General features: G+C 64.4%; 27 protein-coding genes and 1 tRNA gene. 11 read left to right on the forward strand and 17 right to left on the reverse strand.

What is annotated here, in order from left to right:
* Positions 1 to 27: 27 nt before the first annotated feature.
* On the reverse strand, positions 28 to 600 hold the full coding sequence (locus E0E39_RS15290; protein ID WP_165444837.1) for a manganese efflux pump MntP: 573 nt from the start codon (positions 598 to 600) through the stop codon (positions 28 to 30).
* A 282-nt stretch (positions 601 to 882) separates the two neighbouring features.
* Between E0E39_RS15290 and E0E39_RS15295 the strand changes: the two genes are divergently transcribed.
* Positions 883 to 1,563 carry a metal-dependent transcriptional regulator gene (locus tag E0E39_RS15295; RefSeq protein WP_245988378.1) on the forward strand — a complete coding sequence of 227 codons (681 nt, stop codon included), beginning with the start codon at positions 883 to 885 and terminating at the stop codon, positions 1,561 to 1,563.
* Positions 1,564 to 1,569: 6 nt separating this feature from the next.
* Here the strand turns inward: E0E39_RS15295 and E0E39_RS15300 are convergent, their stop codons facing one another.
* Positions 1,570 to 2,769, reverse strand: coding sequence for a hypothetical protein (locus tag E0E39_RS15300; RefSeq protein ID WP_130875528.1), 1,200 nt, complete (start codon positions 2,767 to 2,769; stop codon positions 1,570 to 1,572).
* Positions 2,770 to 3,229: 460 nt separating this feature from the next.
* Here E0E39_RS15300 and E0E39_RS15305 point away from each other — a divergent pair, with 460 nt between their 5' ends.
* Positions 3,230 to 3,535, forward strand: a complete 306-nt coding sequence (locus E0E39_RS15305) for a hypothetical protein (RefSeq protein WP_130875529.1) — start codon at positions 3,230 to 3,232, stop codon at positions 3,533 to 3,535.
* 53 nt (positions 3,536 to 3,588) lie between these two features.
* On the opposite strand, the gene E0E39_RS15310 is transcribed toward E0E39_RS15305, so the two are convergent.
* Positions 3,589 to 3,662: transfer RNA gene (locus E0E39_RS15310), tRNA-Pro, on the reverse strand.
* A 76-nt stretch (positions 3,663 to 3,738) separates the two neighbouring features.
* Complete coding sequence (locus tag E0E39_RS15315; protein WP_130875530.1) at positions 3,739 to 5,019, reverse strand: thymidine phosphorylase; 1,281 nt, start codon at positions 5,017 to 5,019, stop codon at positions 3,739 to 3,741.
* A gap of 102 nt (positions 5,020 to 5,121) precedes the next feature.
* Here E0E39_RS15315 and E0E39_RS15320 point away from each other — a divergent pair, with 102 nt between their 5' ends.
* The 3 genes from E0E39_RS15320 to E0E39_RS15330 all read left to right on the forward strand — a co-directional run bounded on the left by E0E39_RS15320 (position 5,122) and on the right by E0E39_RS15330 (position 8,345).
* Complete coding sequence (locus E0E39_RS15320; RefSeq protein WP_130875531.1) at positions 5,122 to 6,297, forward strand: MFS transporter; 1,176 nt, start codon at positions 5,122 to 5,124, stop codon at positions 6,295 to 6,297.
* Between the two features lie 142 nt (positions 6,298 to 6,439).
* Positions 6,440 to 6,961: a PH domain-containing protein gene (locus E0E39_RS15325; RefSeq protein WP_165444838.1), complete on the forward strand. Its 522-nt coding sequence runs from the start codon at positions 6,440 to 6,442 to the stop codon at positions 6,959 to 6,961.
* A gap of 7 nt (positions 6,962 to 6,968) precedes the next feature.
* Positions 6,969 to 8,345 carry a PH domain-containing protein gene (locus E0E39_RS15330; protein WP_207302524.1) on the forward strand — a complete coding sequence of 459 codons (1,377 nt, stop codon included), beginning with the start codon at positions 6,969 to 6,971 and terminating at the stop codon, positions 8,343 to 8,345.
* Here the strand turns inward: E0E39_RS15330 and E0E39_RS15335 are convergent.
* Positions 8,283 to 9,422 carry a sensor histidine kinase gene (locus tag E0E39_RS15335; protein WP_130875534.1) on the reverse strand — a complete coding sequence of 380 codons (1,140 nt, stop codon included), beginning with the start codon at positions 9,420 to 9,422 and terminating at the stop codon, positions 8,283 to 8,285. The genes E0E39_RS15330 and E0E39_RS15335 overlap by 63 nt on opposite strands.
* Before the next feature lie 427 nt (positions 9,423 to 9,849).
* Here E0E39_RS15335 and E0E39_RS15925 point away from each other — a divergent pair, with 427 nt between their 5' ends.
* The gene (locus E0E39_RS15925; RefSeq protein WP_165444840.1) at positions 9,850 to 10,008 is read left to right on the forward strand and encodes an aureocin A53 family class IId bacteriocin; all 159 of its coding nucleotides are present in this window, start codon (positions 9,850 to 9,852) and stop codon (positions 10,006 to 10,008) included.
* Between the two features lie 168 nt (positions 10,009 to 10,176).
* On the opposite strand, the gene E0E39_RS15345 is transcribed toward E0E39_RS15925, so the two are convergent.
* The 12 genes from E0E39_RS15345 to E0E39_RS15395 all read right to left on the reverse strand — a co-directional run bounded on the left by E0E39_RS15345 (position 10,177) and on the right by E0E39_RS15395 (position 20,760).
* Positions 10,177 to 10,809: a response regulator transcription factor gene (locus tag E0E39_RS15345; protein WP_130875536.1), complete on the reverse strand. Its 633-nt coding sequence runs from the start codon at positions 10,807 to 10,809 to the stop codon at positions 10,177 to 10,179.
* A gap of 59 nt (positions 10,810 to 10,868) precedes the next feature.
* Positions 10,869 to 11,642, reverse strand: a complete 774-nt coding sequence (locus tag E0E39_RS15350) for a hypothetical protein (protein WP_130875537.1) — start codon at positions 11,640 to 11,642, stop codon at positions 10,869 to 10,871.
* Complete coding sequence (locus E0E39_RS15355; RefSeq protein ID WP_207302525.1) at positions 11,639 to 12,565, reverse strand: ATP-binding cassette domain-containing protein; 927 nt, start codon at positions 12,563 to 12,565, stop codon at positions 11,639 to 11,641. The genes E0E39_RS15350 and E0E39_RS15355 overlap by 4 nt, the downstream gene beginning before the upstream one ends.
* Before the next feature lie 287 nt (positions 12,566 to 12,852).
* Entirely contained in the window at positions 12,853 to 13,065 is a 213-nt protein-coding gene (locus E0E39_RS15360; RefSeq protein ID WP_130875538.1) for a hypothetical protein, read from the reverse strand.
* 176 nt (positions 13,066 to 13,241) lie between these two features.
* Positions 13,242 to 13,442 carry a hypothetical protein gene (locus E0E39_RS15365; protein WP_130875539.1) on the reverse strand — a complete coding sequence of 67 codons (201 nt, stop codon included), beginning with the start codon at positions 13,440 to 13,442 and terminating at the stop codon, positions 13,242 to 13,244.
* A gap of 121 nt (positions 13,443 to 13,563) precedes the next feature.
* On the reverse strand, positions 13,564 to 14,655 hold the full coding sequence (locus E0E39_RS15370; RefSeq protein ID WP_130875540.1) for an alpha/beta hydrolase: 1,092 nt from the start codon (positions 14,653 to 14,655) through the stop codon (positions 13,564 to 13,566).
* A 340-nt stretch (positions 14,656 to 14,995) separates the two neighbouring features.
* Entirely contained in the window at positions 14,996 to 15,946 is a 951-nt protein-coding gene (locus E0E39_RS15375; protein WP_281275605.1) for an alpha/beta hydrolase, read from the reverse strand.
* Between the two features lie 250 nt (positions 15,947 to 16,196).
* Positions 16,197 to 16,319 carry a hypothetical protein gene (locus E0E39_RS16665; protein WP_281275606.1) on the reverse strand — a complete coding sequence of 41 codons (123 nt, stop codon included), beginning with the start codon at positions 16,317 to 16,319 and terminating at the stop codon, positions 16,197 to 16,199.
* A 48-nt stretch (positions 16,320 to 16,367) separates the two neighbouring features.
* Positions 16,368 to 17,402, reverse strand: coding sequence for a YdcF family protein (locus tag E0E39_RS15380; RefSeq protein ID WP_130875542.1), 1,035 nt, complete (start codon positions 17,400 to 17,402; stop codon positions 16,368 to 16,370).
* Between the two features lie 67 nt (positions 17,403 to 17,469).
* On the reverse strand, positions 17,470 to 18,246 hold the full coding sequence (locus tag E0E39_RS15385) for an alpha/beta fold hydrolase (protein ID WP_130875543.1): 777 nt from the start codon (positions 18,244 to 18,246) through the stop codon (positions 17,470 to 17,472).
* 209 nt (positions 18,247 to 18,455) lie between these two features.
* Entirely contained in the window at positions 18,456 to 19,496 is a 1,041-nt protein-coding gene (locus E0E39_RS15390) for an alpha/beta hydrolase (protein ID WP_130875544.1), read from the reverse strand.
* Between the two features lie 310 nt (positions 19,497 to 19,806).
* A complete protein-coding gene (locus tag E0E39_RS15395) occupies positions 19,807 to 20,760 on the reverse strand; it encodes an alpha/beta hydrolase (protein ID WP_130875545.1) in 954 nt (317 codons plus the stop codon).
* Positions 20,761 to 21,159: 399 nt separating this feature from the next.
* Here E0E39_RS15395 and E0E39_RS15400 point away from each other — a divergent pair, with 399 nt between their 5' ends.
* The 5 genes from E0E39_RS15400 (at position 21,160) to E0E39_RS15420 (ending at position 25,787) form a co-directional block, all read left to right on the forward strand.
* Positions 21,160 to 21,657, forward strand: coding sequence for a Dps family protein (locus E0E39_RS15400; RefSeq protein WP_130875546.1), 498 nt, complete (start codon positions 21,160 to 21,162; stop codon positions 21,655 to 21,657).
* A gap of 185 nt (positions 21,658 to 21,842) precedes the next feature.
* On the forward strand, positions 21,843 to 22,874 hold the full coding sequence (locus E0E39_RS15405) for an ABC transporter substrate-binding protein (RefSeq protein WP_130875547.1): 1,032 nt from the start codon (positions 21,843 to 21,845) through the stop codon (positions 22,872 to 22,874).
* The gene (locus E0E39_RS15410; RefSeq protein ID WP_130875548.1) at positions 22,871 to 23,917 is read left to right on the forward strand and encodes a FecCD family ABC transporter permease; all 1,047 of its coding nucleotides are present in this window, start codon (positions 22,871 to 22,873) and stop codon (positions 23,915 to 23,917) included. Before E0E39_RS15405 ends, E0E39_RS15410 begins: the two co-directional genes overlap by 4 nt.
* A complete protein-coding gene (locus E0E39_RS15415) occupies positions 23,914 to 24,966 on the forward strand; it encodes a FecCD family ABC transporter permease (RefSeq protein WP_130875549.1) in 1,053 nt (350 codons plus the stop codon). Before E0E39_RS15410 ends, E0E39_RS15415 begins: the two co-directional genes overlap by 4 nt.
* A 14-nt stretch (positions 24,967 to 24,980) precedes the next feature.
* Entirely contained in the window at positions 24,981 to 25,787 is an 807-nt protein-coding gene (locus E0E39_RS15420; RefSeq protein ID WP_130875550.1) for an ABC transporter ATP-binding protein, read from the forward strand.
* Positions 25,788 to 25,855 lie beyond the last annotated feature (68 nt).

A 25,855-nucleotide genomic window follows, 5' to 3' on the forward strand; every position in this document is an offset into this window, starting at 1 on the left:
GCCCCGGCCGTGGGGCCGCGGAACCGGTTACAGCAGGCCGAGCCCCTCCAGCAGGATGCGGGCCCCGATGATGATCAGCACCATGCCACCGAGGAACTCGGCTGGCCTGCGGAACCTCACCCCGATCCGGTGCCCGATACCGACCGCCGCGAACGACGCCACCAGCGTTATCAGGCCGATGCAGAGGATCGCCAGGAGGATGGAGATCTCCAGCATCGCGAAGGACACCCCGACGGCCGCCGCGTCGATGCTGGTCGCGACCCCCAGGATCAGCAGGCGACGCAGATCGAGCCCGCCACCCCGGCCGACGTCGTCCTCGTCCTCGTCGGCATGGAACGCCTCCCAGGCCATCTTGCCGCCGATGATCGCGAGCAGCACGAAGGCGATCCAGTGGTCGAAGGGATCGAGGAGGCTGGTGAAATTGGCGGCCAGCAGCCACCCGAACAGCGGCATCGCGGCCTGGAAACCCGCGAAGGTGAGGGCGACGATCAGGGCGTGCCGGTAGTTGAACCGGCCCATCTTCACGCCGCTGGTCAGCGATGCGGCGAACGCGTCGGCGGATACACCGAATCCGACCAACCAGATGGACCACAGAGACATCGTCAGACCTTCCAGAGCTCCTGTGAGGATTGAGCTGTGGTGACCTCGTTTCCCGGGGAAATCCAGCTCGTGAAACCACTCTGAACCCGCCGGTCCCGGTGTGTCCACGGGTAACTGAAAGTGTGTCTGACCACACCTTTTGCGACACCCGGTGCCCTGTTGAGACCCGTCGCCGTTTCGGGAAGAATCGTCAACGCGGGTGGAGAATCACGGCCCGCGACGAACAGCCTGCAGGGGGCGGTGACAGCCTCCGGCAGGACGACCCACCCGGAAGAAGGAATGATGACGGCCAACGGCGCTGACGTGACCCGGGTCACGGAGGACTACCTCGCGCTGATCTGGAAGGCCTGCGAATGGCCCGACGACGGACGCCGCCCGAACACCACCGACCTGGCAGCCGCCCTCGGCGTCACCCCCTCCACGGTCTCGGCCAGTCTGAAGCGCCTGGCCAGGGAGGGAATGATCAAGTACCGTCCCTACGGCAACATCGAACTGACCGAGGCTGGGGAACGGATCGGGCGTGCGGTGGTGCGGCGCCATCGCATCATCGAGACCTACCTGGTCACGTCGCTGGGCATGCCCTGGGACCAGGTCCACGACGAGGCCGACCGGCTCGAACACGCAGCCTCCGAGGCGCTCGTCGACCGGATGGACGAGATCCTCGGACACCCGGCCGCGGACCCGCACGGCGACCCCATCCCGAGGAGCAGGGACATCGACCACCCCGGGGCGATGCTGATCGCGCACGTGAACGCGGGCACCGAGGTGCGGGTGGTGCGGGTCTCCGACTCGAACCCGGAGATTCTCCGTTTCCTCACGGAACGCGGCATCGCCATCGGGACGCGGCTGGAAGTGCTCTCCGGGCTGTCCGGGATGGGGCTGATGGCCGTCGAGCACGCGGGAACCGAGATCGAGCTCAGCGCCCCGATAGCCGAGGCGATCCACGTCGCGCCCGCGACCTGAGGTCCGCTACCGCAGCAGGTCGTCGTGGTGGCCGACGTGGACCAGTTCGATGGTGCCGTCCGGGTACTGCCACCAGGTCAACCGCGCCGCACCGGGGGCGCCGCGTTTCACGTACGTCCGCCACGGAACGGCACCCTCGGGAATGGATTTCTGGATCACCGACCTCCCGGGAATGATGAATTGATGGGTTTTCCTCCGGTCCCAGGCGTGACCGGAGAGGACGTCGACGACGACCTGAATGATCTTTGCCCGGTCGCGGAGCAGTTCCGCTTCCATGGAATCCAGGAATCCCTCGCCGATGACGTAGGGACTCAGCGTCTCGCCGCGTTCCTCCTCCGGTTCCCCGGTGAGCCATTCGTATTCCACCTCCCAGCGGAACTGTTTTTCCGGGTCGTTGTAGACCCGGGGATATCCGCGACGCTCCTCCTGATCGGCCATTCGGCGGCGCAGGTGATCCAATTCCTCCTCCGCGGCGTCGGCACGGGAGCGTTCCCTCGCCAAGGATTCGTGATCGCTGTCGAGAAGCAGCATCAAATCGTCGATTATGGAACTGCGAAGTTTGTTGGCAATGCGATCCGTCTGGGCGTTCAGCAGGTTCTTCAGCTCCGCTGCGCTGATCCCGGTGTCCGTCGACGCGGGAGGCGTGGGGATGGCCGGTGCGGTGGGCGCGCTGGCCGGACGGTGTGGGCCGGGTTTGGGGGACGGCCCCGGCCTCGGGTGCGGTCCGGGCTTCGGGACCCTTCCCGCGGGAGTGGGTGCGGACGGCGGCGTGATGTCGAGGGAGGCCCTGAACCGGTTGAGGGCTGCCATCTGGTCGTCCGAGAGGGCTTTCTGGGGGGTTCCGGTCCCGCTCTGATGCGGCCCGCCCGCCCCTTGGTGGGATGTGACGTATTCCGCTATGTCGAGGCAGGCGCCGTCCGCGTCGTCGCCCGGGTATACCCGGAACAGCCGGTGCCGCCTCCAGTGATCCGTTCTGGCCGCTCCGGCGAGAATCACGCGAATACCGCCGCCATAAACCTGGAATTGCGGATCAACCGTGTCCGACAGGCGCTCGGAGGCGGTCATGGAGTCGAGGACTGCCAATTCGGTTCCGGGGGCCAGGCGTTGGGCCAGTAGCTTCGTGTCGATTCGGGGTCGGTTCGTGTCGCTGGCGGGGGAAACCACGACCAGGGCGCCGTCGCGCGATGAATCGAAAATTCTGCTCACCAGAATTCCGACATCGCCGACTCCGACCCTCCACTCGGAAACCACAATCCCTCTTTCTTGACACACCTGTGTCGGTCGACAAGCAGTCGCTGTCGCCACTCCGGAGGCGAAGTAGTCGCCAGCGATCCGGCTACCACCCATTGTTGCAGAAGCTTCAACGGGACCAAATGCGACTGGCCGGTGACCTGTTCACAACCCCGTGATTTTCACAGGAAAAATTAAGGGTTTGATCAGGAAGGAGCCGGAACCGACGGGTTCCGGCTCGCTGAGCGGGAGATGCCATCCGGGTATCGCTCAGTTATTGTGATCAGATCAGGGATCGTGCGGAATACGGTAATGTATGACACCCTGTGAGGACGCCACGCCGCCGTGGTCGGCACGGTGGACGGCCGCGGGATCCGGCTGCAGGAATCCGGGGATGTGTAGCGTGGGACTGGTTCGATTCCGGAGGGAGACCACGATGTCAGAGGCCAACGATCCCGAGTCGTCGGTGCCCGGGGCCGGTTCCGCATCCGGCGTTGGACGGGGAGCACCGGGAAGACCGGTGAGTCGCGACGTCAAGGGTTCCCACCGGGCGATCGTGGGTATCGTCCAATTCTGTTTCGGGCTCCTGGTGGTGGTCTTCAGCCTGGACGTCGTGAAGGCCGCGGGGGGTGTGCTCGGCGGCGGGGAGGGTTTCCCGGCGGTTGACGGTCTTCTGGGATTTCTGCTCGTGGTCATCGGTTTCGCGAGCATGGTGATGGGGATCGCCCGCGTGTTCCGCTGATGTGATACGAACCGAACAGGTCCTGGGACGAAGCGGTCCAGAACTCGAGTGTGTCGGGGTGACAGGATTTGAACCTGCGGCCTCGTCGTCCCGAACGACGCGCGCTACCAAGCTGCGCCACACCCCGGCGGCTCATCGAGCCAGCGGAAAGACTATACCAGCGCACGCGCGCGGGTGAAATCGCCGCCCGGGCCGCGGATTCCTCAGGCCTCGGCGTCGATCCTTCCCAGGATCACCGGGTCGGGGGTGACCGGCGAGCCGGAGCAGGTGACGGCGCCGTCGAGGGCCTCCAGGGCGCGTTCGAAACGCTCCGGGGTGGCGGTGTGGAGGGTGAACAGCGGGGCCCCCGCTGTGACATGGTCGCCGGGTTTGGCGTACATCTCGACGCCCGCGACCGCCTGCACGTCGTCCTCCTTGCGGGCCCGACCCGCCCCCAGCCGCCAGGCCGCCACCCCGACCGCCATCGCGTCCAGGCGCGCGACGTACCCGCTCTCGCCGGCTGAAACGACGTGGGTGTGTTCCGCGACCGGCAGGGGCGCGTCGGGGTCGCCGCCCTGCGCCGCGACCATGCGTCGCCACACGTCCATCGCGCGGCCGTCCCGCAGCGCCGGGGCCGGGTCGAGGTCCGGTTTCCCGGCGGCGGCCAGCATCTCGCGGGCGAGTCGCACGGTCAGCTCCACCACGTCCGGCGGGCCGCCGCCCGCCAGCACCTCCAGCGACTCGCGGACCTCGAGGGCGTTCCCGGCGGTCCGGCCGAGGGGGGTGTCCATGTTCGTCAGCAGCGCGACGGTGTGCACGCCCGCGTCCGTCCCCAGCGCCACCATGGTGCGGGCCAGCTCCTCCGCGCGGTCGCGGGTCTTCATGAACGCGCCCGAACCGACCTTCACGTCCAGCACCAGCGCCCCCGTGCCCTCCGCGATCTTCTTGCTCATGATCGACGACGCGATCAGCGGGATGGCCTCGACGGTGCCGGTGGCGTCGCGCAGGGCGTAGAGCTTCTTGTCGGCCGGGGCCAGGCCGGAACCGGCGGCGCAGACCACCGCCCCGACGCCGGTCAGCTGCGCCAGCAGCTCCTCGTTGTCCAGGTTGGCGCGCCAGCCCGGGATGGACTCCATCTTGTCGAGGGTGCCGCCCGTGTGTCCGAGGCCGCGTCCCGACAGCTGCGGCACCGCCACGTCGAAGACCGCCACCAGCGGCGCCAGGGGCAGGGTGATCTTGTCGCCGACGCCGCCCGTGGAGTGCTTGTCGGCGGTGGGTTTGCCCAGCGACGAGAAGTCCATGCGCTGGCCGGAGGCGATCATCGCGGCGGTCCAGCGGGCGATCTCGCCGCGATCCATGCCGTTGAGCAGGATCGCCATCGCCAGCGCCGACATCTGCTCGTCGGCCACCACCCCGTCGGTGTAGGCCCGGATCACCCAGTCGATCTGGGCGTCGCTGAGCCTGCCGCCGTCGCGTTTGGTGGAGATGACCTCTATGGCGTCCATGCCGACGAGTCTAGGGCCCGTCCGGCGAAAGATTTCGTCGCGGGTGTGAAGGATTTTGTACCGTGTACGCCACAAAATCTTTCACAATGACATAATCCCGGAATGAGTGCTGACGCCAGGCGGGCCCGGTGGGGTGTTGTCATGCTGTTCTGGTTGAACGGGGTGGCGTGGTCGTCGATCCTGCCCAGGTATCCCGAGATCAAGGAGGCCCTGAGGCTCGACGACCAGTGGTGGGGTGCTGCGGTGGCGATCGGACCCGTCGGCGGTCTGGCCGCGGGCCTGGTGACGGCCGCGCTGATCCGGCGGTACTCGTCGGCGTGGGTGTCGGTGATCTCGCAGGTGGTGGGGATCGCCATGCTGAACCTCATCGGCAACGCCCCCGCGGCCTGGGTGTTCGTGGTGGGGGTGTTCCTGATGGCGAGTCTCGACGCGCTGACCGACATCTCGATGAACGCCCACGGGCTGCGCGTCCAGGAGCTCTACGGCCGCCCGATCCTCAACAGCTTCCACGGCTGGTGGTCCATCGGCGCGGTGTGCGGGGGCTTCATCGGGTCCGCCGCCCGGCAGGCTGGGATTCCCGTCTGGGTGCAGTGCCTCGCCGCGACGGTGGTGTTCGGCGGGATGTCGCTGGGGGCGAAGGCCCTGCTGCTGCCCGGCCTGGACCACGAGCCGCAGGCCGAATGGAGCCGGCAGCAGCGACGGCGGCGCCTCCCCGCGGGGATCGTCGTGCGACTCGCGGCGCTCGGGCTGCTCGGGGCCTCGGCCGGGTTGATGGAGGACACCGGGTCGACCTGGGGCGCGATCTACCTGGACCGGCAGTTCGACGTCATCCCGTTCGTGGCGGGCATGGCCTTCGTCGGGTTGCAGGGTGCGCAGCTGGTCGGCCGGTTCACCGGCGATGCCCTGGTCTCGCGGATCGGGCCCCGGTTCGCCGTCGTTCAGGGCGCCATCATCGCTTTTCTCGGCATGGGGTGGTCGCTGGTCTGGCCTTCTCCGGTCACCGCGATTCTGGGCTTCGCCTGCGTCGGCTGGGGTGTCGCGACGGCGATCCCGTCGACCATGCACGCCGCCGACGAGCTGCCCGACATGAACCACGGCGACGGGCTGATGATCGTCACCTGGATGATGCGGATCGGGTTCTTCGCGGGTCCTCCGTTGATCGGTGCGCTGTCGGAGGCCACGGACCTGCGGCTGGCGCTGTGGGTGGTGCCGGCCTTCGCGGTCGTGATCCTGGTGTTGAGCCCGTCGTTGGGCCGGAGTGCCGGTGGGAGACGATGATGACGTGCCGGCGAATCCCTCGGCGGTCCGTGGATTCGGGCGGCTACCGGTTTGGATGTACTTAAGTCGGTCTTCCCGTCAACTGAAGATGGCCTCTTGTCGCCGTTTCTTCCACGCTGCGGACCCCTGTGCCATGCTCGGGATGAGCATGCGGGTGAGAGGCGGTGTGGAAATGAGCCATGGTCCCGAGCTGATGCCGGAACTTCCCAGAAGACTTCCGCGGCAGGCGCTCGTGGTGTGGCGACTGGGTGTTCTTGCGAGTGCCTTCCTGCTTGTGCTCCTGATACTCGTGGCCGGGTGGCTCTGGCCCCGACAACGATTCCTGGAAATCGTGACATGGCCCGCGCTCGGCGTCATACTCGTGTCAACATTTCTTGATGTGGTGGTTCTGTTGGGGCTGCGTCACAAATATTACCGGTACGAGACCGATTCCTCGGGACTCCGGATCAGTAGAGGATACATGTTTGCTCGATACATCAGCATTCCCGCGTCCCAGATCCTCTATGTCGACGTTCGACAGGGCCCGCTCGCACGCGCGCTCGGTCTCAGCACCTTGGAGGTCGGTACTCTCGGGACAACGCACGATCTGGGGCCGCTGGAGTCGGCCAGGGCCAGCGAAATAGTGCAGCAATTCGGTGTCGGAGCGCGGCATGCGGCGCAATGATCCACGCATGCTGGTCTTGACGACCTACCGGGCCATGGTGGTCTATGTGCCCTTCATGCTGATCCAGGGAAGCGTCGGTGCGGCGCTACCGGGCTGGGCGGCTTTCCTGTGGATGATGCTGGTGGTGTACTATTCCGTGACCCGGCTTGAGGTGATATTCACCAAATATCTCACGACCTTCTGGCACGCGGATGGTGCGGGGATCCGATTTCGTACCGGTTGGCCGGTTCGGGAGGAGACCCATCTCTCCTGGGCCGAGGTGGGTAGTCTCGAGGTGCACCAGGGGTGGATGGCGAGACTGCTGTGCGTATCGCAGGTAACCGCCTCCGTGGGTGCCGAGAATCGTCGAAGTCTGGTTCTCGATGCGCTCTCCAGGGCGGAAACAGAAAGATTGTTGAGCCTGCATGACGTTTCTCCTGCGGGAGATGAGGAGGGAGGATGCGTCGCAATCGAGGAATCCGGCGAAGAGATCTATCGCGCTCGTCCGCGTGATTATTTTTTGATCGGATTCACGCATGGTAAGTTCTTTCTCTTCGTGCCATTCCTGCTCGGAACCGGATCCGACCTCCTCGAATATGTTGGAGTGGATCTGTTTGGACTTCAGGTCACGTGGGAACTCGTGATCGTCGCTGTCGTGGCAGCGGGGGCGTATGGTGTGGTGCGGGCGTTGGTCACCTATGGCCGCTACCGTGTGATCAGGGTTCCTTCAGGTTTCAAGACGAAGGGCGGCATCGTGCAGCGCACGACCTTCGAGGCGCGGGCGACGGAGGTGGTGGGAATCCGAATTGATCGGAATCCCTTGATGCAGTTGACGGGATACTGCTCGGTGAACCTCATCCTGGCCACTGGGAGAAGGGATCTCGAGGCTCTTCCAATACTTCCGGTGATCGCGTATGGCAGAGCATTTGACGAGGTGAAAAACCTCATTCCGGTTCACTGCGAGCAACGATCTCCCTGGGCCGGGAAACTGCCGTTCACGGTTCTTGCCGGTGGTGTCGGGGTGGCGGTTGTGTTCGCGTGGGCCTCGAACCTGTGGCTGGCGGGACTCGCCCTCGCCGGTGCCCTGTCGGCGGCCAACTCACTGGTGGCCAGGGTGGGACGTGGTGACGGGGTCGTTCTCGTGGAGAGGGGATTGCTGGGGCGCAGCCTGCGGGTGATCGATGAACAGATGGTTCGCAGCGTTTCCGCGTTTCAGCGGGTGTGGCCGACCCCGTCGTCCACCGTGTTGATGTCGTTCACGGTGCTCGATCGCCGGAAGTTGAGGTTGCACATTCCTGGGGTTCCGGTGACCCTTGCGCGAATGTTGATGGCCGTCCCGCGGTCAGTGTCGGTTGCCGGACAGCGATGTCGGCGGCTGGGGTATGACGGCGATCGTTTTCCATAGGCCATCGTTTCTGTCAACCTCGAACGATCCTCGTAACTGTCGAATCCTCTCCTGTACTCCGAGCAGTCCAAGTCGACCCTTGTTCTCTTTCTTGCCCGAATCGGGATTCACGTACTCTGCTATCAGGTCACCCTGGTTTTCACGAAGAATTATCGACACGCTGCTTCGGGGAGGACTGTGCTTTATCATATTGGTCACGGCCTCGTGGGTGATCTTTGACAATGTGACGGCGCGGGTGGGGGTGATGTTCTTTATGTCAATGGTGACCTCGGGTAAGAAACCTGCTTTTTCGAGGCGATTGACTTCCCGTCTGGTTTCCGCCGCCAACGTGATGACGTCGTTCGGCTGTTTCCGGTTGTCGACGGAACTCGACGTGCGCAGCGATGAGATCAGGCTTCTGAGATCATACGCGGAGGTGCTGCAGTCAAAGGCGATCCTCTCCAGGTCGTCGCGTATTTCCTCCGGAAGGTCTGGATGAGTCAGTGCAAGATGTGCTCGCATGGCTGTGTGGGACAGCGTCTGCGCCACGGTGTCGTGCAGCTCACGAGCCATTTCGAATCGATAGGAGGTCAGTTTCTGACGCCCGAGCTCCTCGGCGGCCGCGACGCGTTCCTCACCGCTTCGCAAGAGCACCGCCCCGCCCACGGCTATCGTTGATCCCATCAACAGGGATGCCACATCGATCGCTATTTCCGAGGGACGCGGTGTCTCCATCGCGACCCCGACCATGATGATGATCCAGATCGTCATCCACCACGTGGCATGGTTGATGCGCAAACGAATTATCGTGAAAACATGGATCAACAGAGCTGCCGCGCCAACGCTCATGCCCTCGGTTGGAACGTACAGCCCGAGGAGGGTCAGGCATGTGGTGAGGGCTGCGGATTGCAAGACGAATCGTTTCGCGAAGGCCGCGCTCAGGAACGGAAGTGCATTGACGAGCCAATACGTGGTGTTGCCCGACTCGACAAGGGCGAAGACGGTTGTCAGGGCCAAGGCAAGTGCTGCAAGCAGTGGCTCCGACCAGTCACTCCTCAGCGTGCGCGAGGTCGGCGTCATGTTGTCGATCCGTGACATGCGCCTCAGTATAGAGTGTGCGATGTTGTATGCACAGGGAAACGGATCGGTTCTGTTGCGGTGGTCGCGAGTCTGGTGAAGGGGTGCGCGCCGGCCATACGATTGAAATTTTCATCGATGTTCTTCCCTGCTTCGGTGCTCCCTTGGCCGGGTGTTCGCGGAATTAGTTTTGCTGCTTAATATAATATCGGGGATACGGTGGATCATGTGAAGGTTGGTGTGCGGAACATCCCGCGCTGCACATGCACCGCGGGTGGTGGCTCCGATACCAAAGTTGATCGTGTTATCCGCCAAGGTAGCTTGTTGTGGCACGAAGGTTGGTGATCAAGCGGCAGGGTCTTCCCGTTCAGTTCGAAACAGGATGTACTGGTGGTGGCTCCGCGGAAGCTTGGAAATCAATCACGGTAACTCAAGAAGGGATTGCATCATGGCTCTTTTCTCCCGTCTCGTTTCCTACGCTTGGAACTTCGGAAGGCAGATTGTCAACTGGCTCTGGGCACACAGGAATGTCATCCTCGGCTGGCTTCGTAATGGGTTGGCCTTCGATGTGATCATCGACAAGGTTCGCAGGTACTTGGGGATCTGATCGACTTTCCTGATGCATCGCGTGGGTGTGGTGCCAATGGGAGTGGCACCACACCCACGCGACCGTGGCGGCGGGAGGGATCTCCTGACGTCAACGGGATGGCTACCGTAGCATGTGAGTGATCCTCCACCGAGAGGAAGCGGGTGTGGCCACTCCGTCTGGAATATTTCAGTCGATGAGGTTCCACTCGTAGGCAAGCGCAGCCAGGGCAGTTCGATTGGGCCGGCCGAATTTTTCCAGCAGCCTGCTGACGTAGGACTTCACCGTGCTCACCGCCAGGTGGGTTTGGGCGGCGATCTCTGCGTTGCTCCTGCCCTTGCCTATCAGGACTATGAACTCGCGGTCCCGGGTGCTGAGGTCCGGAGGGGCGGTGCTGCGACGCAGCATGGGCAGCAGGGCGGTGATGAGCTTCGGGGAGACGAGGGTGTCCCCGCTGTAAGCCGCGAGGACCCCGTTGACCACCATGTGGGGGTGGTCGGATTTCAGGAGAAAACCGGTGGCCCCCGCCTCCAGGGCCTTGATCATCGTCGTCTCGTCGGCCATGGCGGTGAAGATGAGCACCCGGCACATCAGCCCTTCGGCGAGTACGCGTCTGGTGACCTCGATCCCGTCGAGCTGAGGCATGATCAGATCAGTGATGAGGACATCCGGCTGCAGCTCCTGTGTGACCTGCAATGCCTGTCTGCCGTCATGCGCGATCCCGACCACCTCGATGGAGTGGGCCCCCGACAGATACCGTTGCAGGGCGGTGACGGCGAAGTGATCGTCCTCGGCGATGACCACCCGGATGTGTGTTTCCATTCTGCAATGGTAGGGCTGCGGGTTGGGTTGTGTGTCGATGTTTGAAACCTCCTCGGAGTTTAGCGGTAGATGCGGCCGCGGCGCAGGGCGATGGGAGCCGATGCCGTCACAACGGCGCACCAGAGGATCAGCAGGAGACCCGCTAGCAGCGGCGTCACCCTCGTCGCCAGTTCGGAACCGGTCAGGGTGGCCGCATTCATGAGGGAGGACGGAAGATAGGAGAAGATCGGGGTGTCAAGACCCGCGGTTGTGAGAGCGGTCTCCAGGGCGGGCACACCAACCACCACGATCAGGACGGTACCCACCGAAAGCGCCGGCTTGGGAAGCCACCAGGCCGCAACCAGCGCCAGGATGCCCCAGGTGAGATGGACGGCGAACGTACCCAGAACATTGATCCAGAGGACGGGTGAGGCCAGTGTCGCCAGGACGAGGGAGGCCGGCAGGAGTGAGAAGCAGAGCGCGACTGCCGCCCCCGTCGTGATGACGGTGGTCAGCAGGGATGCCGTTGAGATCACGATGAGCTTGGCGCGGAGGATCCGGCCGTTGCTCATGGCCATGTGGATGTGATTGATCGTGCCCGAGGACCAGTCGGCGGTCACCAGGGTCGTCGCCCAGAATGCCAGCAGCAGGCCGGAGAAGAACGTCGGGCTTCCCGGCATGAAGGCGACGGCCTCGATTTGTGACGCGTGCGTTGCCCCTTCCTCCAAGGCCTTCTGGACGGCCGAGGAACTGAATGCGACGGCGGCCAGGGTGGCCAGCAGGATGAGGAGCCACACCCAGTAGGTGATTCGGTAGGCCTTGGAACGGACCAGCTCCGCACGGACATCCCTCATGACTCTTCCTTCCTGGCGGCGATGAGATCACCGCGATACTCCACGTGATCGGCGGTCAGTTCCTGGAATCTTTTCTCGAGGCTGATCGTCTCCTGCTCCATGTGGGTCAGCGCAACCTCGGCGGCCAAGGCGATTTGCCCGATGGCCTCCGGTTCGAGCGAGATCCGCAGCAACCCATTTCCCGTCACGTCCACCGTGGCGCCGGCCCGGCGGCAGGCCTCCGACAGAACGGTGGGGTCGGTGGCCGAGACCAGGGTCGCGGGGTTCGCCAGCCGGGTGAGCTCGGACATGGTTGCCTGGCTGATGATCTCGCCCTTCCCGATGACCACCACCCGGTCAGCCGTCTGGGCCATCTCCGAGAGCAGATGCGACGACATCAACACCGCTGTGCCATCGGCGGACAACATCCTGACCAGGTTGCGCACCCACGTCACCCCATCCGGGTCGAGACCGTTGACCGGCTCGTCGAGAACCACGTTGCCGGGGTCGGTGAGAAGTGCTGCTGCGATGCCAAGACGTTGCTTCATACCGAGGGAGAACGTGCCCGCTCGACGCTTGGAAACGGCGTGCAGACCGGTCAGTTCGAGAATCTCGTCCACACGCGAACGTGGTACGTCCTGCATCAGTGCGAGTGCCCTCAGGTGATCGTGTGCCGTGCGACTGGGATGCACCCAGCCGGCATCGAGCAGCACGCCGAGGTTCGTCCGTGCCGCACCGCGGGGAAGGGGCGTGCCGTCGATGATGATCTGCCCGCCGTCTGGCTGGTCGAGTCCGGCCACGATGCGCAGCAACGTTGTCTTGCCGGCGCCGTTGGGACCGACGAAACCCGTCACCGCACCGGCGGGTACCTCGAAGGACACTTCCCGTAGAACCTGGTGCTCCCCGAATCGACGGGTCACCCGCGATATCTCGATCAAGATCATCCCTCTCATTCATGGCCGGTGGCCGTCACACTGCCATTCCACAAACCAAGGGACGTCGATATCGAGGAGTTCTGCGCGAAAGACGACCGTCGTCGGGTGAATTGCCTACTTTGGTACATCGGCGGAGGATTGATCGCAAGGTGTGCACGACACGATCCCCCCGACCGTCGAGGGCCGAGAGGACCGTGTCATCCGTCAGTTTGAGGTGTTCGCGTGTGGCGTTGCAGGGAAGGAAGCCGTGTCGATGACGTCACATCATCGCAGTGCAGGCGTTCCGTGACGCTGTTTCACGGTTTGCAGAAGAAGCGTGAAACATACGTGCAGAGCATGTCCTGGATGAAGCTGTACTCGCTCGAGGACCAGCCGCCAAGGTCGATTTCCATTGGCTGGGACTGGGCGGGCAGGGTTTCCGTGGCCTGCGCGACCGTGGGGGTTCCCACCACCAAGGTGCTGATGGCCAGGGTGGCTCCGATGGCGGCGGCGATCTTGCGCTTGAGCATGTCTTTCTCCTTGGATTTCTCGTTGGTTGAGATGATTTTCATCCCTATGGGATTCGCGTCGACGGGATCGGTGATTGGTGGTTCCGGCGGTACTGGCCATGACACGTCCCGGTGACGGGTGGACCCGGAGCTTCGCCAAACCTGCGAGGTGCGCGAACGGGTCGTGTGAGAATCAGTCACTTACGGCAGAAGATTCCCAGGTACTTGCAGAAGTAGAAGGAGAGTCCGCGGAATTCTTCTCCCGTCGAGGTGTGGTTGAGTTTCGGGTCCCAGCCTGGGTCCGCTCCATCATCCGCGTGTGCAGCTGCCGGGGTTCCGAGCAGGGTTGCCAAGGTCAGGGTGACTCCGGCGATGGCTGCGAGTTTGCGCTTGAGCATTTTTCTCCTTGGAGTTGAGTGGTGGAAGGAATTTGATGTCAGATGATCTCTGATGTCAAATCCTTTTCTTTTCTTTATTCAGTTTTGTTTCTGATTTCCCGGTGCGGCGCGGGAAGGACTGTCATTCGGCCTTGCGGAGGTGGGCGACGATGCCGTCGATGTCCTGCTGCAGGCGTTCGAGGCGGACGAAGTGGCCACCTTGTTCCTCGTAGCGTTCGTACTTGATTCCCGCCGAATCGAGTTTTTCTGCGAACTCGCGCTGGGTGTTGAGAACGGTGTCCTCGTTCAAGACGCTGAAGAGCTCCTGCAGCCCGGACACCTTGGCATGCCCTTCCCACACGGGCTTGAGTCGATCGGTGCCGGCGACGAGGAAGATGCGCTTGTTGCGGTAGCTCTCGAGGTTCTCGATGGGGTTATCCGCGGTGATGAGATCTTGACGCCACTTGCTTTCCGGGGCTCCGTAGATGGTACCGCCGAGAAGCTCGAAGGCAGCCGAGGTGAAATTCGCCCAGCGCACGATCACGTCGGTGAGTGGTTGACCGCTGAGCCGTATGCCGGTGCTCGTGGTGCGGAGGTTTGCTGGTCCGGAGTGGGCGCTGACGGAGGCGAATTTGTCGCTGTACTTGGCGGTGTATTTGAGGGCTCCGAAGCCTCCCATGGAGAATCCGGAGACGGCGCGTCCGGCTTGTTCGGGGAAGGTGCGGAAGGTGGCGTCGACCCAGGGGATGAGTTCTTCGATGTGGAAGGTTTCCCAGTTGCGTGGGCCCACGTTGGAACTTACGGGGTTGCAGTGCCAGCCGAGTCCGGCGTCGGGCATGACGACGATGAGGTCGCGTCCGGCGGTCATTTCTCGGATGTTGTATCCGTCGAATTCGGTGTATTGTCCGCCGCCTCCGTGGAATTGGTACAGCACGGGGTAGCGTTTGCCGCTGTCGTAGCCGTCGGGGAGCAGAACGTTGACACGCGGGTTCCGCAAGAGGCCCGGATTGAAGTCCTTCGATGTGAACGAGATTATTCTTCTTCTGATCGATGGAGTCGTGAACTCGTAGGTCTGCATGCGGCCGTCGGTTTCCTGGCTGACGACCTCCAGTCCGGCAGCGTGGGCGGGGGCTGCGGTACCCAGTGCCGCTCCGGCGCCGAGAGCGGATGCCGCTGCAATCGCTCCGGTTCCCTTGAAGACGGTGCGGCGGCTGAGTTTGTGGTTCAAGGACATGACTCTCCCTTGTGGTTGAATTTCCATGGGGACAGGTGATTCCGATGTGGGTTGTTTCCCTCTGGAATCGATTCAGGAATGGTGTTTGACTTCACAACAGACGTGGTCAACCCGGCGTCTTGGATGGTCTGTCCAACCTCCGCTCCCGTGGAGTTCGTTCGCGCTCCAGTTGAACGCAATCCTAGCTGGATACAACTGTGTATGCAACCCTTTCATCATGCGGAATTCTGATTGCTATTTCAAGGATTTTTCTGATTGAACGGCTTCCCCGGGGTCTCCATTCCTGTGGCTCGGGGACCCCGGTTCCGTTCGTGAAATCCCGTGCCTCCGGGGGTCGCGGTCAGCCGGCCTTGCGGAGGTGGGCGATGACGCCGTCGATGTCCTGCTGGAGGCGTTCCCTGCGGACGAAGTGGCCGCCCGGCTCCTCGTGGCGTTCGTAACGGATACCCGCTCCGTCCAGCGCGGCGGCGAATTCTCGCTGGGTGGGAAGCACGAAGTGTTCGTTCGCGTCGAAGTAGTCGGTGCCGGAGACGAGGAAGATGCGCTTGCCGCGGTAGCTCTCGATACGCTCCACGGGGTTGTCGGCGCTGACTCGGGCCTGGTCCCAGGGGATTCCGTAGACGGTGCCACCGCCCAGGTCGACGGTCGAGCTGGCGTTCGCCCAGTGGACGACCGCGCCGTTGATGCTCCGTATGCTGGCGGGTCCTGAGTGGCTGCTGACGGATGCGAAGTGGCCGTAGTACTTGGCGGTGTACTTGAGGGCGCCGAAGCCTCCCATGGAGAATCCGGAGACGGCGCGTCCGGCCTGTTCGGGGAAGGTGCGGAAGGTGGCGTCGACCCAGGGGATGAGTTCCTCGATGTGGAAGGTTTCCCAGTTGCGTGGCCCCAGGTTCGCGGTCACCGGGTTGCAGTACCACCCCGCGATTCCGCCGTCCGGCATGACCACGATGAGATCGCGTCCGGCGGTGAGCCCCCGGATGTCGTCCTCCCTGTCGAACTTCATGAAGTTCTGCGCCCCGCCGTGAAGCAGGTAGAGGACCGGGTAACGGCGGCCGCTGGCGTAGCTGTCGGGCAGGAGGACGTTGATTCGCGGATTCCATGCGATCGACGGGGTGGAGACCTTGTAGTACTCCATCCGGCCATAGGTCTGGTGCTCGATGACGTTCAAGCCCGCCGCGTGTGCGGGGGTGTTGACCGCCAGGGCGGTTCCGGCGCCCAGGACGGATGCGGCGGCGAGTCCCCCGGCTCCCCTGAAGACGCTGCGGCGACTGATACTGCGATCCAAAGACACGATGCTTCCTATTGATTGAAATTTCATCACGATATGGGGCACGAGACGACCACTGCCGATTCGTGCGAGTTCGGAATTGATGCCGGAGTGTTCTCCCGCTGGCCTTTCGGGAATCCGACTCGGTGAAGCCTCCCTCGAACCCTAACTGGATACAGGTTCGTATGCAACTCCTTGTGGGGAGGATTTTGCCGCTCACCTGGAGGTGATGTCGCGGCTCGGGGTGCGGCGCGGCCTCGACCACGAGAAATAGTCAAAGAATCAAGAAATACGAGAGCTTCTGCTCGGCCTTGTGGAAATGGGCAATGACGCCGTTGATGCCCTGCTGGAAGCGTTCCATACGGGCCGCGTGGTCGCCCTCCGGGTTCGTCGGCATCCGTCCCCTCGACGCCGCCGCGGCGCGCAGGGGGTGAGGCGGTTCGCCTCAGGACAGCCAGGCGGCCAGTGACACCAGCAACGTCAATGGCACCGTCACCAGGGCCAGGCCCAGCCCGTAGGCCCTGGGTGACCTCCGCACCACCGCCACGAACTCCCGCAACATCGCACTGGGCCAGTAATACCACGCGGTACGCGCCCCCAACACCTGAATACCCGTACCCAGGTCACGAGCCAACAACGCAGCACGCATCGCATGATAGTTACTGGTGACCGCGATCCCCACAGCCCGCGGCCCCAGCCGCGGCTCGGCCAGGACCAGGTCCGTCGACATCCGAAAATTCTCCCGGGTGGTCGTGGAACGGTCCTCCAACACCACAGCCGCTTCCGGAACACCCCGCCCCAACGCGTAGTCAGCCATCGCCCGGGCCTCACTGACGGGTTCATCAGGACCCTGCCCACCACTCATCACCAACAGTGGACGCCGCCCAGCATCGACCTCACCCCGCCACACCCCCAGCGCCCGGTCGATACGCCCGGCCAGCAGCGGGGTGACCCTCCCGGAAGGAACCCCGGCACCCAGCACCATGATGAAATCCGGATGAACCCTCCGAACGACACGCTGGTAGAACCAGGAATACCCGACGAAACAGAAGAACATCAACGCCACCCAACCGGTGGTGATCATGATGAACGTCGGGACGGGAAAGGCCCGTCGTTCCCCGGTAAGAACCACAAAGACACAAACAACCATTGCCGCAACCAGCCCGATACCGGCGAGCAGGGACAACGAGTGGGCCAGGGAGAAACGTTCCCTACACAGCATGACCACACCGTTGAGGACGAGGAAACCCGCCAAACCAATGGCCAACAGCGGCGACATGAGCACCAGGAAACCCAACCCCATCAATGGGGCCGAGAAACCGAGGACCGCCAACACCTGGATACCGAGCAGCAAGGTGACGGCGATCCACCCGGCATTGGCCAGGCGCCGCGGTTCCTGACGGATACGCCGCCACGTCACCCACCCCACAAACACCAAGACCACCAGCAGTATCAAACCGATCAGGACATTCGAATCCACACCGGAACGATAACCCCGCCACCGGCATGAACATGTCGCTGTTCACCGACATCCCGAAGGGTGCGAGTCACCGGCTGGTGCTGTCGAAGGCCTCCTCGATGAAGGGATCGACCAGCCCGTGGTAGGTCTCCGGGGCGTCCCGCCGCACGCAGTGGCCGACGCCGTCGACCAGCACCAGGCGCACGAGCGGGTTGGTCACATCGGAGGGGTCAGGGGCCATGTCGCCGTGGCGGGGTGCGAGGTACAGCGTCGGTATCGTCAGCTGGTTGACCGCGCTGACGAGATCGGCCTCGCCGAGATAGGTGCCCTCGCGTATGAAGCGGCGGTCGACCTGCTCCTTGCACCGGGCCCACTCCTCGATCTCGGCATCACTCCATGAGGTCTCGCGCCGCATCCGCTCCCGCTCGGCCGCGCCACCATCGGCGACGAACGCATCCAGGAACCGCTCCTGGTGTTCCACGAACCAAGAGGCCGGGCCCCAGTGTCCGGTGGGACGCGCGACGTCCTCCAGGACCAGTGCCCGCACCTGGTCGGGCCGGGCCACGCCCACTCGCAGCGACATGAGCCCTCCCAGGCTGTGCGCCACGACGACCGGGGGCTCCGGGAGTGAGGAGAGCACCCGCTCGAGGTCTTCCTGCATGGTCTGCGGTGCCCGGTTCAGGGCTTCGTCGTCCCACCGTGGGGACATCCCGTGCCCCCGCAGGTCCACCGCGAGAACGTGATACTGGGAGGACCAGCCAGCCACGGCGTCGGGCCAGGCGGCAGCCGATTCCGTCAGGCCGTGTACCAGAAGCAGGGCCGGAGCCGCGGGATTCCCCCACTCGTGCAGTGCAAGCGTCGTCACCTCGGTGACTGTAGTACTGGGGGTGTTCAAAGTCGCGGCAAGGTGCTGTGGTCCGGTTCCACCAGCTGCCCCGTCGTGCCGCTGGTCAGCGTCGCGCGACGGATCGACGCCGTCAAGCCGCCGGGGGGTCGGGTGAGAGCGGATGCGTCCGGACCCCCTCGGCCACGAGGAAGTCGAGGGGGTCCGGAGCCGTCTGGGTCGTGGGGCTCCTACTCGGCCTTGCGGAGGTGGGCGACGATGCCGTCGATGTCCTGTTGGAGGCGTTCCCTGCGGACGAAGTGGCCGCCCTGTTCCTCGTAGCGCTCGTACTTGATTCCGGCCGAGTCGAGTGCGGCCGTGAACTCGCGTTGGGTTTCGCGAACGACATGTTCGTTCGCAGCACTGAAGAGTCCCATGATCTGGAAATTGATGACGTCCTTGTTGTTTCCGGAAACCAGGAAGATGCGCTTGCCGCGGTAGCTCTCGATGTTTTCTATGGGGTTGTCGGCGCTGATGAGGTCTTGGCGCCAAAGAATTCTGGGTGCACCGTAGATGGTGCCGCCATTGAGCTCAGCCCCGGCTGCGGTAATATTCGCCCAGCGGATGACGGCGCTGAGTTGGCTGCGGAGGTTTGCTGGTCCGGAGTGGGCGCTGACGGAGGCGAATTTGTCGCTGTACTTGGCGGTGTATTTGAGGGCTCCGAAGCCTCCCATGGAGAATCCGGAGACGGCGCGTCCGGCTTGTTCGGGGAAGGTGCGGAAGGTGGCGTCGACCCAGGGGATGAGTTCTTCGATGTGGAAGGTTTCCCAGTTGCGTGGGCCCACGTTGGAACTTACGGGGTTGCAGTGCCAGCCGAGTCCGGCGTCGGGCATGACGACGATGAGGTCGCGTCCGGCGGTCATTTCTCGGATGTTGTATCCGTCGAATTCGGTGTATTGTCCGCCGCCTCCGTGGAATTGGTACAGCACGGGGTAGCGTTTGCCGCTGTCGTAGCCGTCGGGGAGTAGAACGTTGACGCGCGGGTTTCTCTTCGCGGTGGGATTGTACTTCCTGGCCAAGTATGAGGGGTTCTCGGGTTTTTTGACCGAGGGAGTGATAAATTCGTAGGTCTGCATGCGGCCGTCGGTTTCGTGGCTGACGATTTCGAGGCCTTCTGCGTGGGCGGGGGTGGTGCTGTTCCATGCAGCTCCGGCGCCGATGATGGAAGCCGCGGCGAGGCCTCCGGCTCCCTTGAAGACGGTGCGACGGCTGAGTTTGTGATCCAGGGACATGATGTTTCCTAGTGATTGAGTTTTCACCCTGATGTGTGAGCGCGTTGTGGCGGAAATGCCGGGGCGCGGATCGGTGCTGGCGCGATCACCCTGACCTGGTGATCATCGCCGTCCCCGGTGGCCTTTCCGGGGATTCCTGGTCCTGGTTGAAGTTTCCCCCAAACTCTAACTGGATGCAACTCTGTATGCAACCCTCTGGTGGCAATTTCCTTGTTGCGTCGTCACCCGAGGACGCCGGCGGGCGGGCACGACCCGACTCCTCGACCGCTGCGGGTCGAGGAGCCGGGCCTGTTTCAGGATCTGGTGCCGATCAGCAGGGGCGCCAGAGGTGCCCGACGATTCCGTCGAGATCCTGCTTCAGGCGGTCCTTGCGGATGTACTGGCCGCCGGAGTCCTCGCAGTGCTCGTGCTTGATGCCGTGCTTGTGCAGGGTCTCCCTGAACTCCCGGTGGGTGTGCACCACGCAGCGTTCGCGCGAGTTCTTGGAGTCGGTTCCGGAGACGAGGAAGATCCTCTTGCCCTTGTACTTCTCGACGCAGTCGACGGGGTTGTCGGCCTTGATCCGGTTCTCGTCGGAACCGTAGACGTAACCGCCCGCGAGGTCCACCGAGGAGGAGGAGTTGACCCACTGGACCACGGTCCTGCCGTAGTAGCCGCGCAGGTTGGCCGGACCCGAGTGGCAGCTGACGGAGGCGAAGTAGTTGCTGTACTTGGCGGTGTACTTGAGCGCCCCGAAGCCTCCCATGGAGAATCCGGAGATGGCACGTCCCTCGCACTGGGCGATGGTGCGGAAGTTCGCGTCCACCCAGGGAATGAGCTGCTCGATGTGGAAGGTCTCCCACTTTTGGGGGCCGGCGTTCGACGTGACGGGGTTGCAGTACCACCCGGCGGAACCCCCGTCGGGCATGACGATGATGAGGTCGTGTGAGGCCGCCAGGTTGCGGATGTCGACCTCCTTGTCGAACTTCGTGAAGTTCTCCGAGGAACCGTGGAGCAGGTAGAGCACCGGGAAGCGGCAACCGTTGCCATAGTTCTTGGGCAGGAGGATGTTGACGCGGGGGGTCCAGCTGATGCACGAGGTGGAGAACCTGTAGTACTCCATCCGATCGATGGTCTGGTGCGCGACAACTTTCAGGTCCGAGGCGGCGTGCGCGGGGCTGGCGGAGCCGCCCAGGACGGCACCGGCGCCGAGGAAGGAGGCCGCGGCGATCCCGCCCGCTCCTTTGAAAATGCTGCGACGAGTGATTGAATGATTGAGAGACATCAAAGCTCCTACTTGGTTTTTGCGTCCCTGCAGGTATGGTGGGGGTGTTGTTTTTGAAAATTGTTGTTTTGATGTTGAGCGCTCGATCGGGTGCGTGGCGGGTCCACGCTGCGCACCCGGTTGATTGCGGTCAGCCATCCCCCAGCTGGTTTGTACGGGGAGGCTGGACCTTTGACGAAGCTTCAGGAGCACCCTAACTTCGCTCCACGGGCCGCCGCACGAGACACGCAGAAATGTGTAACTTTCGGGTGGCAACTATGGCCGTTGGTGAACGTTTCGACGGCGGTCCTGGATGTGCGGCGGGGCCCAGGTCCGGTGCGCAGGGGCGTTGTGCCTAGTCAGGCTGGCCTTCCTAACGTTCGGATGGTTTTTCTCGGAGACGGGCGTAATGTTGAAACCATGAGTACCGAGACTGTGAACACCCCCCATGTGACTCTTTCCTTCACCGCCTCCGCCGCGCTGCGCGACAGCTTCCAGCGCGTCCTGGTGAACCTCATCGCCCTCGAATTGGTCGGCAAGCAGGCCCACTGGAACATCGTCGGCCCGAACTTCCGCGACCTCCACCTGAACCTCGACGAGGTCGTGGGCATCGCCCGCACGGGTGCCGACGACGTGGCCGAGCGCATGCGCGCCGTCAACGCCACTCCCGACGGCCGTCCCGCGACCGTCGCCGCCTCCACCACCGTGCCCGTCGCCCCCGAGGGTGAGGTTCTCACCACCGACGCCGTCGCCTACGCCATCTCCGCGATCGAGGCCGTCGTCGCCACCCTGCGCGACGTGCACGACACCATCGACGACGAGGACCCCTCCTCCTCCGGCATCATCGAGGACCTCACCAACCAGCTCGAACAGCAGGCGTGGTTCCTCTCCGCGGAGATCCGCAAGCCCGTCCGCTGAACCTGCCGTGGCCGGGTTCTTCGCCTGACGAACAGGGTCCCGAGCGGCCCCCGGTGTGTCCGGGGGCCGCTCTTCTCGTTTCCCGGGTGATGTCGTCCTTTCAGACCCGGGGACCCCGGAGTCTGGTTTGGAATTTAGGTTTGCCTTACGATGACCGGGTCATCCTCGAGACGAACGGAGCCACCGTGCTTTCCAGAAGGACCTTCGCCGCGCTGCTCGCCGCCACCGCAACCGCCGGATTCGCCGCCTGTTCCGGCAGATCGGACCAGACCAATCCCACCGACGGCTCCGGATCCTCGGGGGACGCCTTCCCCGTCACCATCAAACACGCCCTCGGTGAGGCCGTGATCAAGCAGAAACCGGAACGCATCGCCACCCTCGGCTGGTCCAACCACGAGGTGCCGCTGGCGCTCGGGGTGGTGCCCGTCGGCATGCGCAAAACCACCTGGGGAGACGACGACAGCGACGGTCTGATGCCGTGGGTCAAGGAGAAGATCGACGCCCTCGGCGGCCAGACCCCCGTGCTCTTCGACGACACCTCCGGCATTCCCTTCGAACAGGTCGCCGACACCAAACCGGACGTGATCCTCGCCGCCCTCTCGGGAATCACCGCGGAGGAGTACGCGACCCTCAGCAAGGTCGCCCCCGTCGTCGCCTACCCGGAGGCCCCGTGGATCACGACCCTGGAGCAGATGATCGACCTGGATGCCCGCGGCATGGGCATGGCGGAGCAGGGCAGGAAACTCGCGGAGGACCTGGACAAGCAGATAGCCGACGTGGTGGGCAAGTACCCCGACCTCAAGGGGAAGAAGGTGCTGTTCAGCTGGCTGAACGCCTCCGACCTGTCCAAGATCAGCTTTTACACCACCGGTGACCAGCGCGTCGCGTTCCTCATCAACAAGGTCGGGATGGTCGCACCCCAGGTGGTGACCGACGAATCCGCCAAGGCGGCCGCCTTCTCCGTGGAGATCCCTGCGGAGAACTCCGACCGGTTCGACGACGTCGATCTCCTGATCACCTACGCACCCAACGATCCCGCGCCGCTCAGGGACGCGATGAAGGCCAGCCCGCTGATCGCCCGGATCCCGGCCGTCGCCGCGGACCGGGTCGTGTTCCTGGGGCAGGATCCCCTCGGGAACTCCGCCACCCCGTCTCCCCTGTCCATTCCCTGGGGGCTGGACACCTACATCGCGAAGCTGGCCGAAGGCCTCAAGTGACGGCCACGCGGGTCCCGGTCTCCCCGGAGGTCGCGGAGATCCGGCGACGAACCGGGCAGCGTCTCGTCTGGCTCGGGGTGTTGGCCCTGGCGTTGGTGGCGGTCGTGGTGGCGTCCGCGACCTCCGGGGTGCGGATCGTCTCCCTCGACGACATCCTCGCGGCCTTCTCCGGTGATGTCGCGACGGTGGAACGGGCGGCGGTCGCGTCCCGGCTGCCCCGCACCGCGCTGGGTCTGCTGGCCGGGATGTCACTGGCGGTTGCGGGCGGGACCATGCAGGCCGTCACCCGCAACCCGCTGGCCGACCCCGGCATCTTCGGCGTGCTGTCCGGCGCCTCCCTCGCGGTGGTGATCGGCCTGTCCTTCTTCGGGTTGTCCAGCCCCTACACGCAGATGCTCGTCGCCGTCGTGGGTGCCGGCGGGGCCGCGCTGTTCGTCTACGGCGTCGGATCGCTGGGACGCGGCGGGGCCACCCCGCTGAAACTCGCCCTGGCCGGGGCCGCCACCTCGGCGGCGTTCACGTCGCTGGTGTCGGCCATCCTGCTGCCGCGCGCGAGCGTCATGGAGGAGTTCCGCAGATGGCAGATCGGCAGGATCGGCGGTGCCACCACGTGGGATCCGGTGATGCCGGTGCTTCCCTTCCTGATCATCGGGCTGCTGATCTGCCTGTTCTCGGCGCGCGGTCTGAACTCCCTGGCGCTCGGCGACGACGTCGCCACCGGGCTGGGTGAGAACGTGATGCGCACCCGGCTGGTGGCCTCCATCGGCGCGGTGATCCTGTGCGGGGTGACGACCGCGGCCTGCGGGCCGATCGGTTTCGTCGGTCTCGTCATACCGCACGTCTGCCGGCTCCTCGTCGGCACCGACCACCGGTGGATGCTGCCCTTCGCGGGGATCGCGGGCGCGATCCTGCTGCTCGGGGCCGACACGCTGGGGCGGGTGGTCTCCCCCGGCTCCGAGATCGAGGTGGGCATCATCACCCCGCTCATCGGCGCCCCGTTCTTCATCTGGATCGTCCGACGTCAGAAGGTGCGTGAACTGTGAGTACCGTTGCCTCCTCCGGCACCGCCCCCGGCGTCCAGGAGCTGCGCGCCGCCCGGCTGAGACGCACGAGGGGTCAGAGCCTGGTGGTCGGCGTGCTGGCGGTGCTCGTGGCGGGATTGTGGATCACGTCCCTGATGGTGGGCAACACCTTCTACGGCATCGACGAGATCTGGCAGGTCATCGTCGGCGAAACGGTGCCGGGGGCCAGTTTCACCGTCGGCGAGATCAGGTTGCCGCGCGCCACCCTCGCCGTGTTCGCCGGGTTGGCCTTCGGTGCCGCGGGTGTGACCTTCCAGACCCTGCTGCGCAACCAGCTGGCCTCCCCCGACGTCATCGGCATCTCGTCGGGAGCCAGCGTCGCCGGGGTGATCGGAATCGTGGTCCTGGGGCTCAGCGAGACCACCGTCTCCCTGCTGGCCCTGGTGGCTGCCATCGGCACCGCGGTGCTGATCTACGTCCTCAGCTACAAGGGCGGTTTCGCGGGCACGCGGCTGATCCTGATGGGCATCGGTGTCTCGTCGATGCTGGGGGCCGTGGTCACCTACACCCTCGCGAGGGCCTCGGCGTGGGACATGCAGGTGGCGACCCGCTGGTTGACCGGGTCGCTGAACGAGACGAGCTGGCCGAGGGTGCTGCCGCTGCTCGTCGCGTGTGTGGTGATCCTGCCGTTGATGTGGGTGCACTCCAGCGAACTGGCCGCGATGCGTTTCGGCGACGACACCGCCACGGGGCTGGGCGTGAAGGTGCTCTCCGTGCGGATCTGGACCATCATCGGGGCCGTCACCCTGATCGCGGTGGCGACGGCCTCCTGCGGTCCGATCGCGTTCGTGGCGTTCATGTCGGGGCCCATCGCGGCCCGGATCGCCAAATCCGCCGCCTCCCTGGTGCTGCCCGCATCCCTCGTCGGTGCGATCCTGGTCCAGGCCTCCGATCTGCTCGGGCAGTTCGCCTTCGGCATCCGCTACCCCGTCGGTGTCATCACCGGCGCGCTCGGCGCCCCGTTCCTCGTCTACCTCCTCATCCGCTCCAACCGGCAGCGCCGGAACTGACCCCCGGAGACCCAGTGACCGCGAACCATTCCCTCACAGCCGTCGGACTCGGCCTCGCCTACGGCGAGCGCACCGTCATCGACAACCTCGACCTGACCGTCAAACCCGGGGCCATCACCTCCATCGTCGGCGCCAACGGCTGCGGCAAGTCCACGCTGCTGCGTTCCCTCGCCCGGCTGCTGCAACCCAGGCACGGGCAGGTGCTCCTCGACGGCAAATCCCTCCACGAGCAGCCGACCAAGGAGATCGCGAAGGTGCTGGGGCTGCTGCCGCAGTCGCCGACCGCCCCGGAGGGCATCGTCGTCGCCGACCTCGTGGGTCGCGGCCGCCACCCCCACCAGGGGATGCTCGGGCGGTGGAGCCCCCGCGACTACGAGGTGGTCGCCGAATCCCTCGCCGCCACTGACACCACCGGCCTGGCCGACCGTCCCGTCGACGAGCTGTCGGGCGGTCAACGGCAGCGCGTGTGGATCGCGATGGCGCTGGCGCAGGAGACCGACGTCCTGCTGCTCGACGAACCCACCACCTACCTCGACGTCGCGAACCAGCTCGAGGTGCTCGACCTGCTCATCGACCTCAACGCCCGCAAGGGCACCACGGTCGTGATGGTGCTGCACGACCTCGGCCTGGCGGCCCGCTACTCCGACGAACTCATCGCGATGCGCTCGGGCAGCATCCTGGCCCAGGGCACCCCGGCGGAGGTGGTGACGGAGGGGACGGTCAAGGAGGTGTTCGGGATCTCCTCGAAGGTGGTGCCGGACCCCGTCTCCGGGGCGCCGCTGGTGATGCCCATCGGCCGGCACAAGGTGAAGGGGGAATGAGGCGGCCAGTTTCGCAGGTCGTCGTCCCGTCGTCCGGTTCGCCTGCCTTGCCGCTGCTCGCCTGTCCT

This window comes from [Pseudopropionibacterium] massiliense, from assembly GCF_900607225.1.
GTDB classification, from domain to species: Bacteria; Actinomycetota; Actinomycetes; order Propionibacteriales; family Propionibacteriaceae; genus Arachnia; species Arachnia massiliensis.

Coding starts and splice junctions, on each gene's coding strand:
- E0E39_RS15290 (WP_165444837.1), bottom strand. CDS start 600: ATGTCTCTGTGGTCCATCTGGTTGGTCGGATTCGGTGTATCCGCCGAC.
- E0E39_RS15295 (WP_245988378.1), top strand. CDS start 883: ATGACGGCCAACGGCGCTGACGTGACCCGGGTCACGGAGGACTACCTC.
- E0E39_RS15305 (WP_130875529.1), top strand. CDS start 3,230: ATGTCAGAGGCCAACGATCCCGAGTCGTCGGTGCCCGGGGCCGGTTCC.
- E0E39_RS15315 (WP_130875530.1), bottom strand. CDS start 5,019: ATGGACGCCATAGAGGTCATCTCCACCAAACGCGACGGCGGCAGGCTC.
- E0E39_RS15320 (WP_130875531.1), top strand. CDS start 5,122: ATGAGTGCTGACGCCAGGCGGGCCCGGTGGGGTGTTGTCATGCTGTTC.
- E0E39_RS15325 (WP_165444838.1), top strand. CDS start 6,440: ATGAGCATGCGGGTGAGAGGCGGTGTGGAAATGAGCCATGGTCCCGAG.
- E0E39_RS15330 (WP_207302524.1), top strand. CDS start 6,969: ATGCTGGTCTTGACGACCTACCGGGCCATGGTGGTCTATGTGCCCTTC.
- E0E39_RS15335 (WP_130875534.1), bottom strand. CDS start 9,422: ATGTCACGGATCGACAACATGACGCCGACCTCGCGCACGCTGAGGAGT.
- E0E39_RS15925 (WP_165444840.1), top strand. CDS start 9,850: ATGGCTCTTTTCTCCCGTCTCGTTTCCTACGCTTGGAACTTCGGAAGG.
- E0E39_RS15345 (WP_130875536.1), bottom strand. CDS start 10,809: ATGGAAACACACATCCGGGTGGTCATCGCCGAGGACGATCACTTCGCC.
- E0E39_RS15350 (WP_130875537.1), bottom strand. CDS start 11,642: ATGAGGGATGTCCGTGCGGAGCTGGTCCGTTCCAAGGCCTACCGAATC.
- E0E39_RS15355 (WP_207302525.1), bottom strand. CDS start 12,565: ATGATCTTGATCGAGATATCGCGGGTGACCCGTCGATTCGGGGAGCAC.
- E0E39_RS15360 (WP_130875538.1), bottom strand. CDS start 13,065: ATGCTCAAGCGCAAGATCGCCGCCGCCATCGGAGCCACCCTGGCCATC.
- E0E39_RS15365 (WP_130875539.1), bottom strand. CDS start 13,442: ATGCTCAAGCGCAAACTCGCAGCCATCGCCGGAGTCACCCTGACCTTG.
- E0E39_RS15370 (WP_130875540.1), bottom strand. CDS start 14,655: ATGTCCTTGAACCACAAACTCAGCCGCCGCACCGTCTTCAAGGGAACC.
- E0E39_RS16665 (WP_281275606.1), bottom strand. CDS start 16,319: ATGCCGACGAACCCGGAGGGCGACCACGCGGCCCGTATGGAACGCTTC.
- E0E39_RS15390 (WP_130875544.1), bottom strand. CDS start 19,496: ATGTCCCTGGATCACAAACTCAGCCGTCGCACCGTCTTCAAGGGAGCC.
- E0E39_RS15395 (WP_130875545.1), bottom strand. CDS start 20,760: ATGTCTCTCAATCATTCAATCACTCGTCGCAGCATTTTCAAAGGAGCG.
- E0E39_RS15400 (WP_130875546.1), top strand. CDS start 21,160: ATGAGTACCGAGACTGTGAACACCCCCCATGTGACTCTTTCCTTCACC.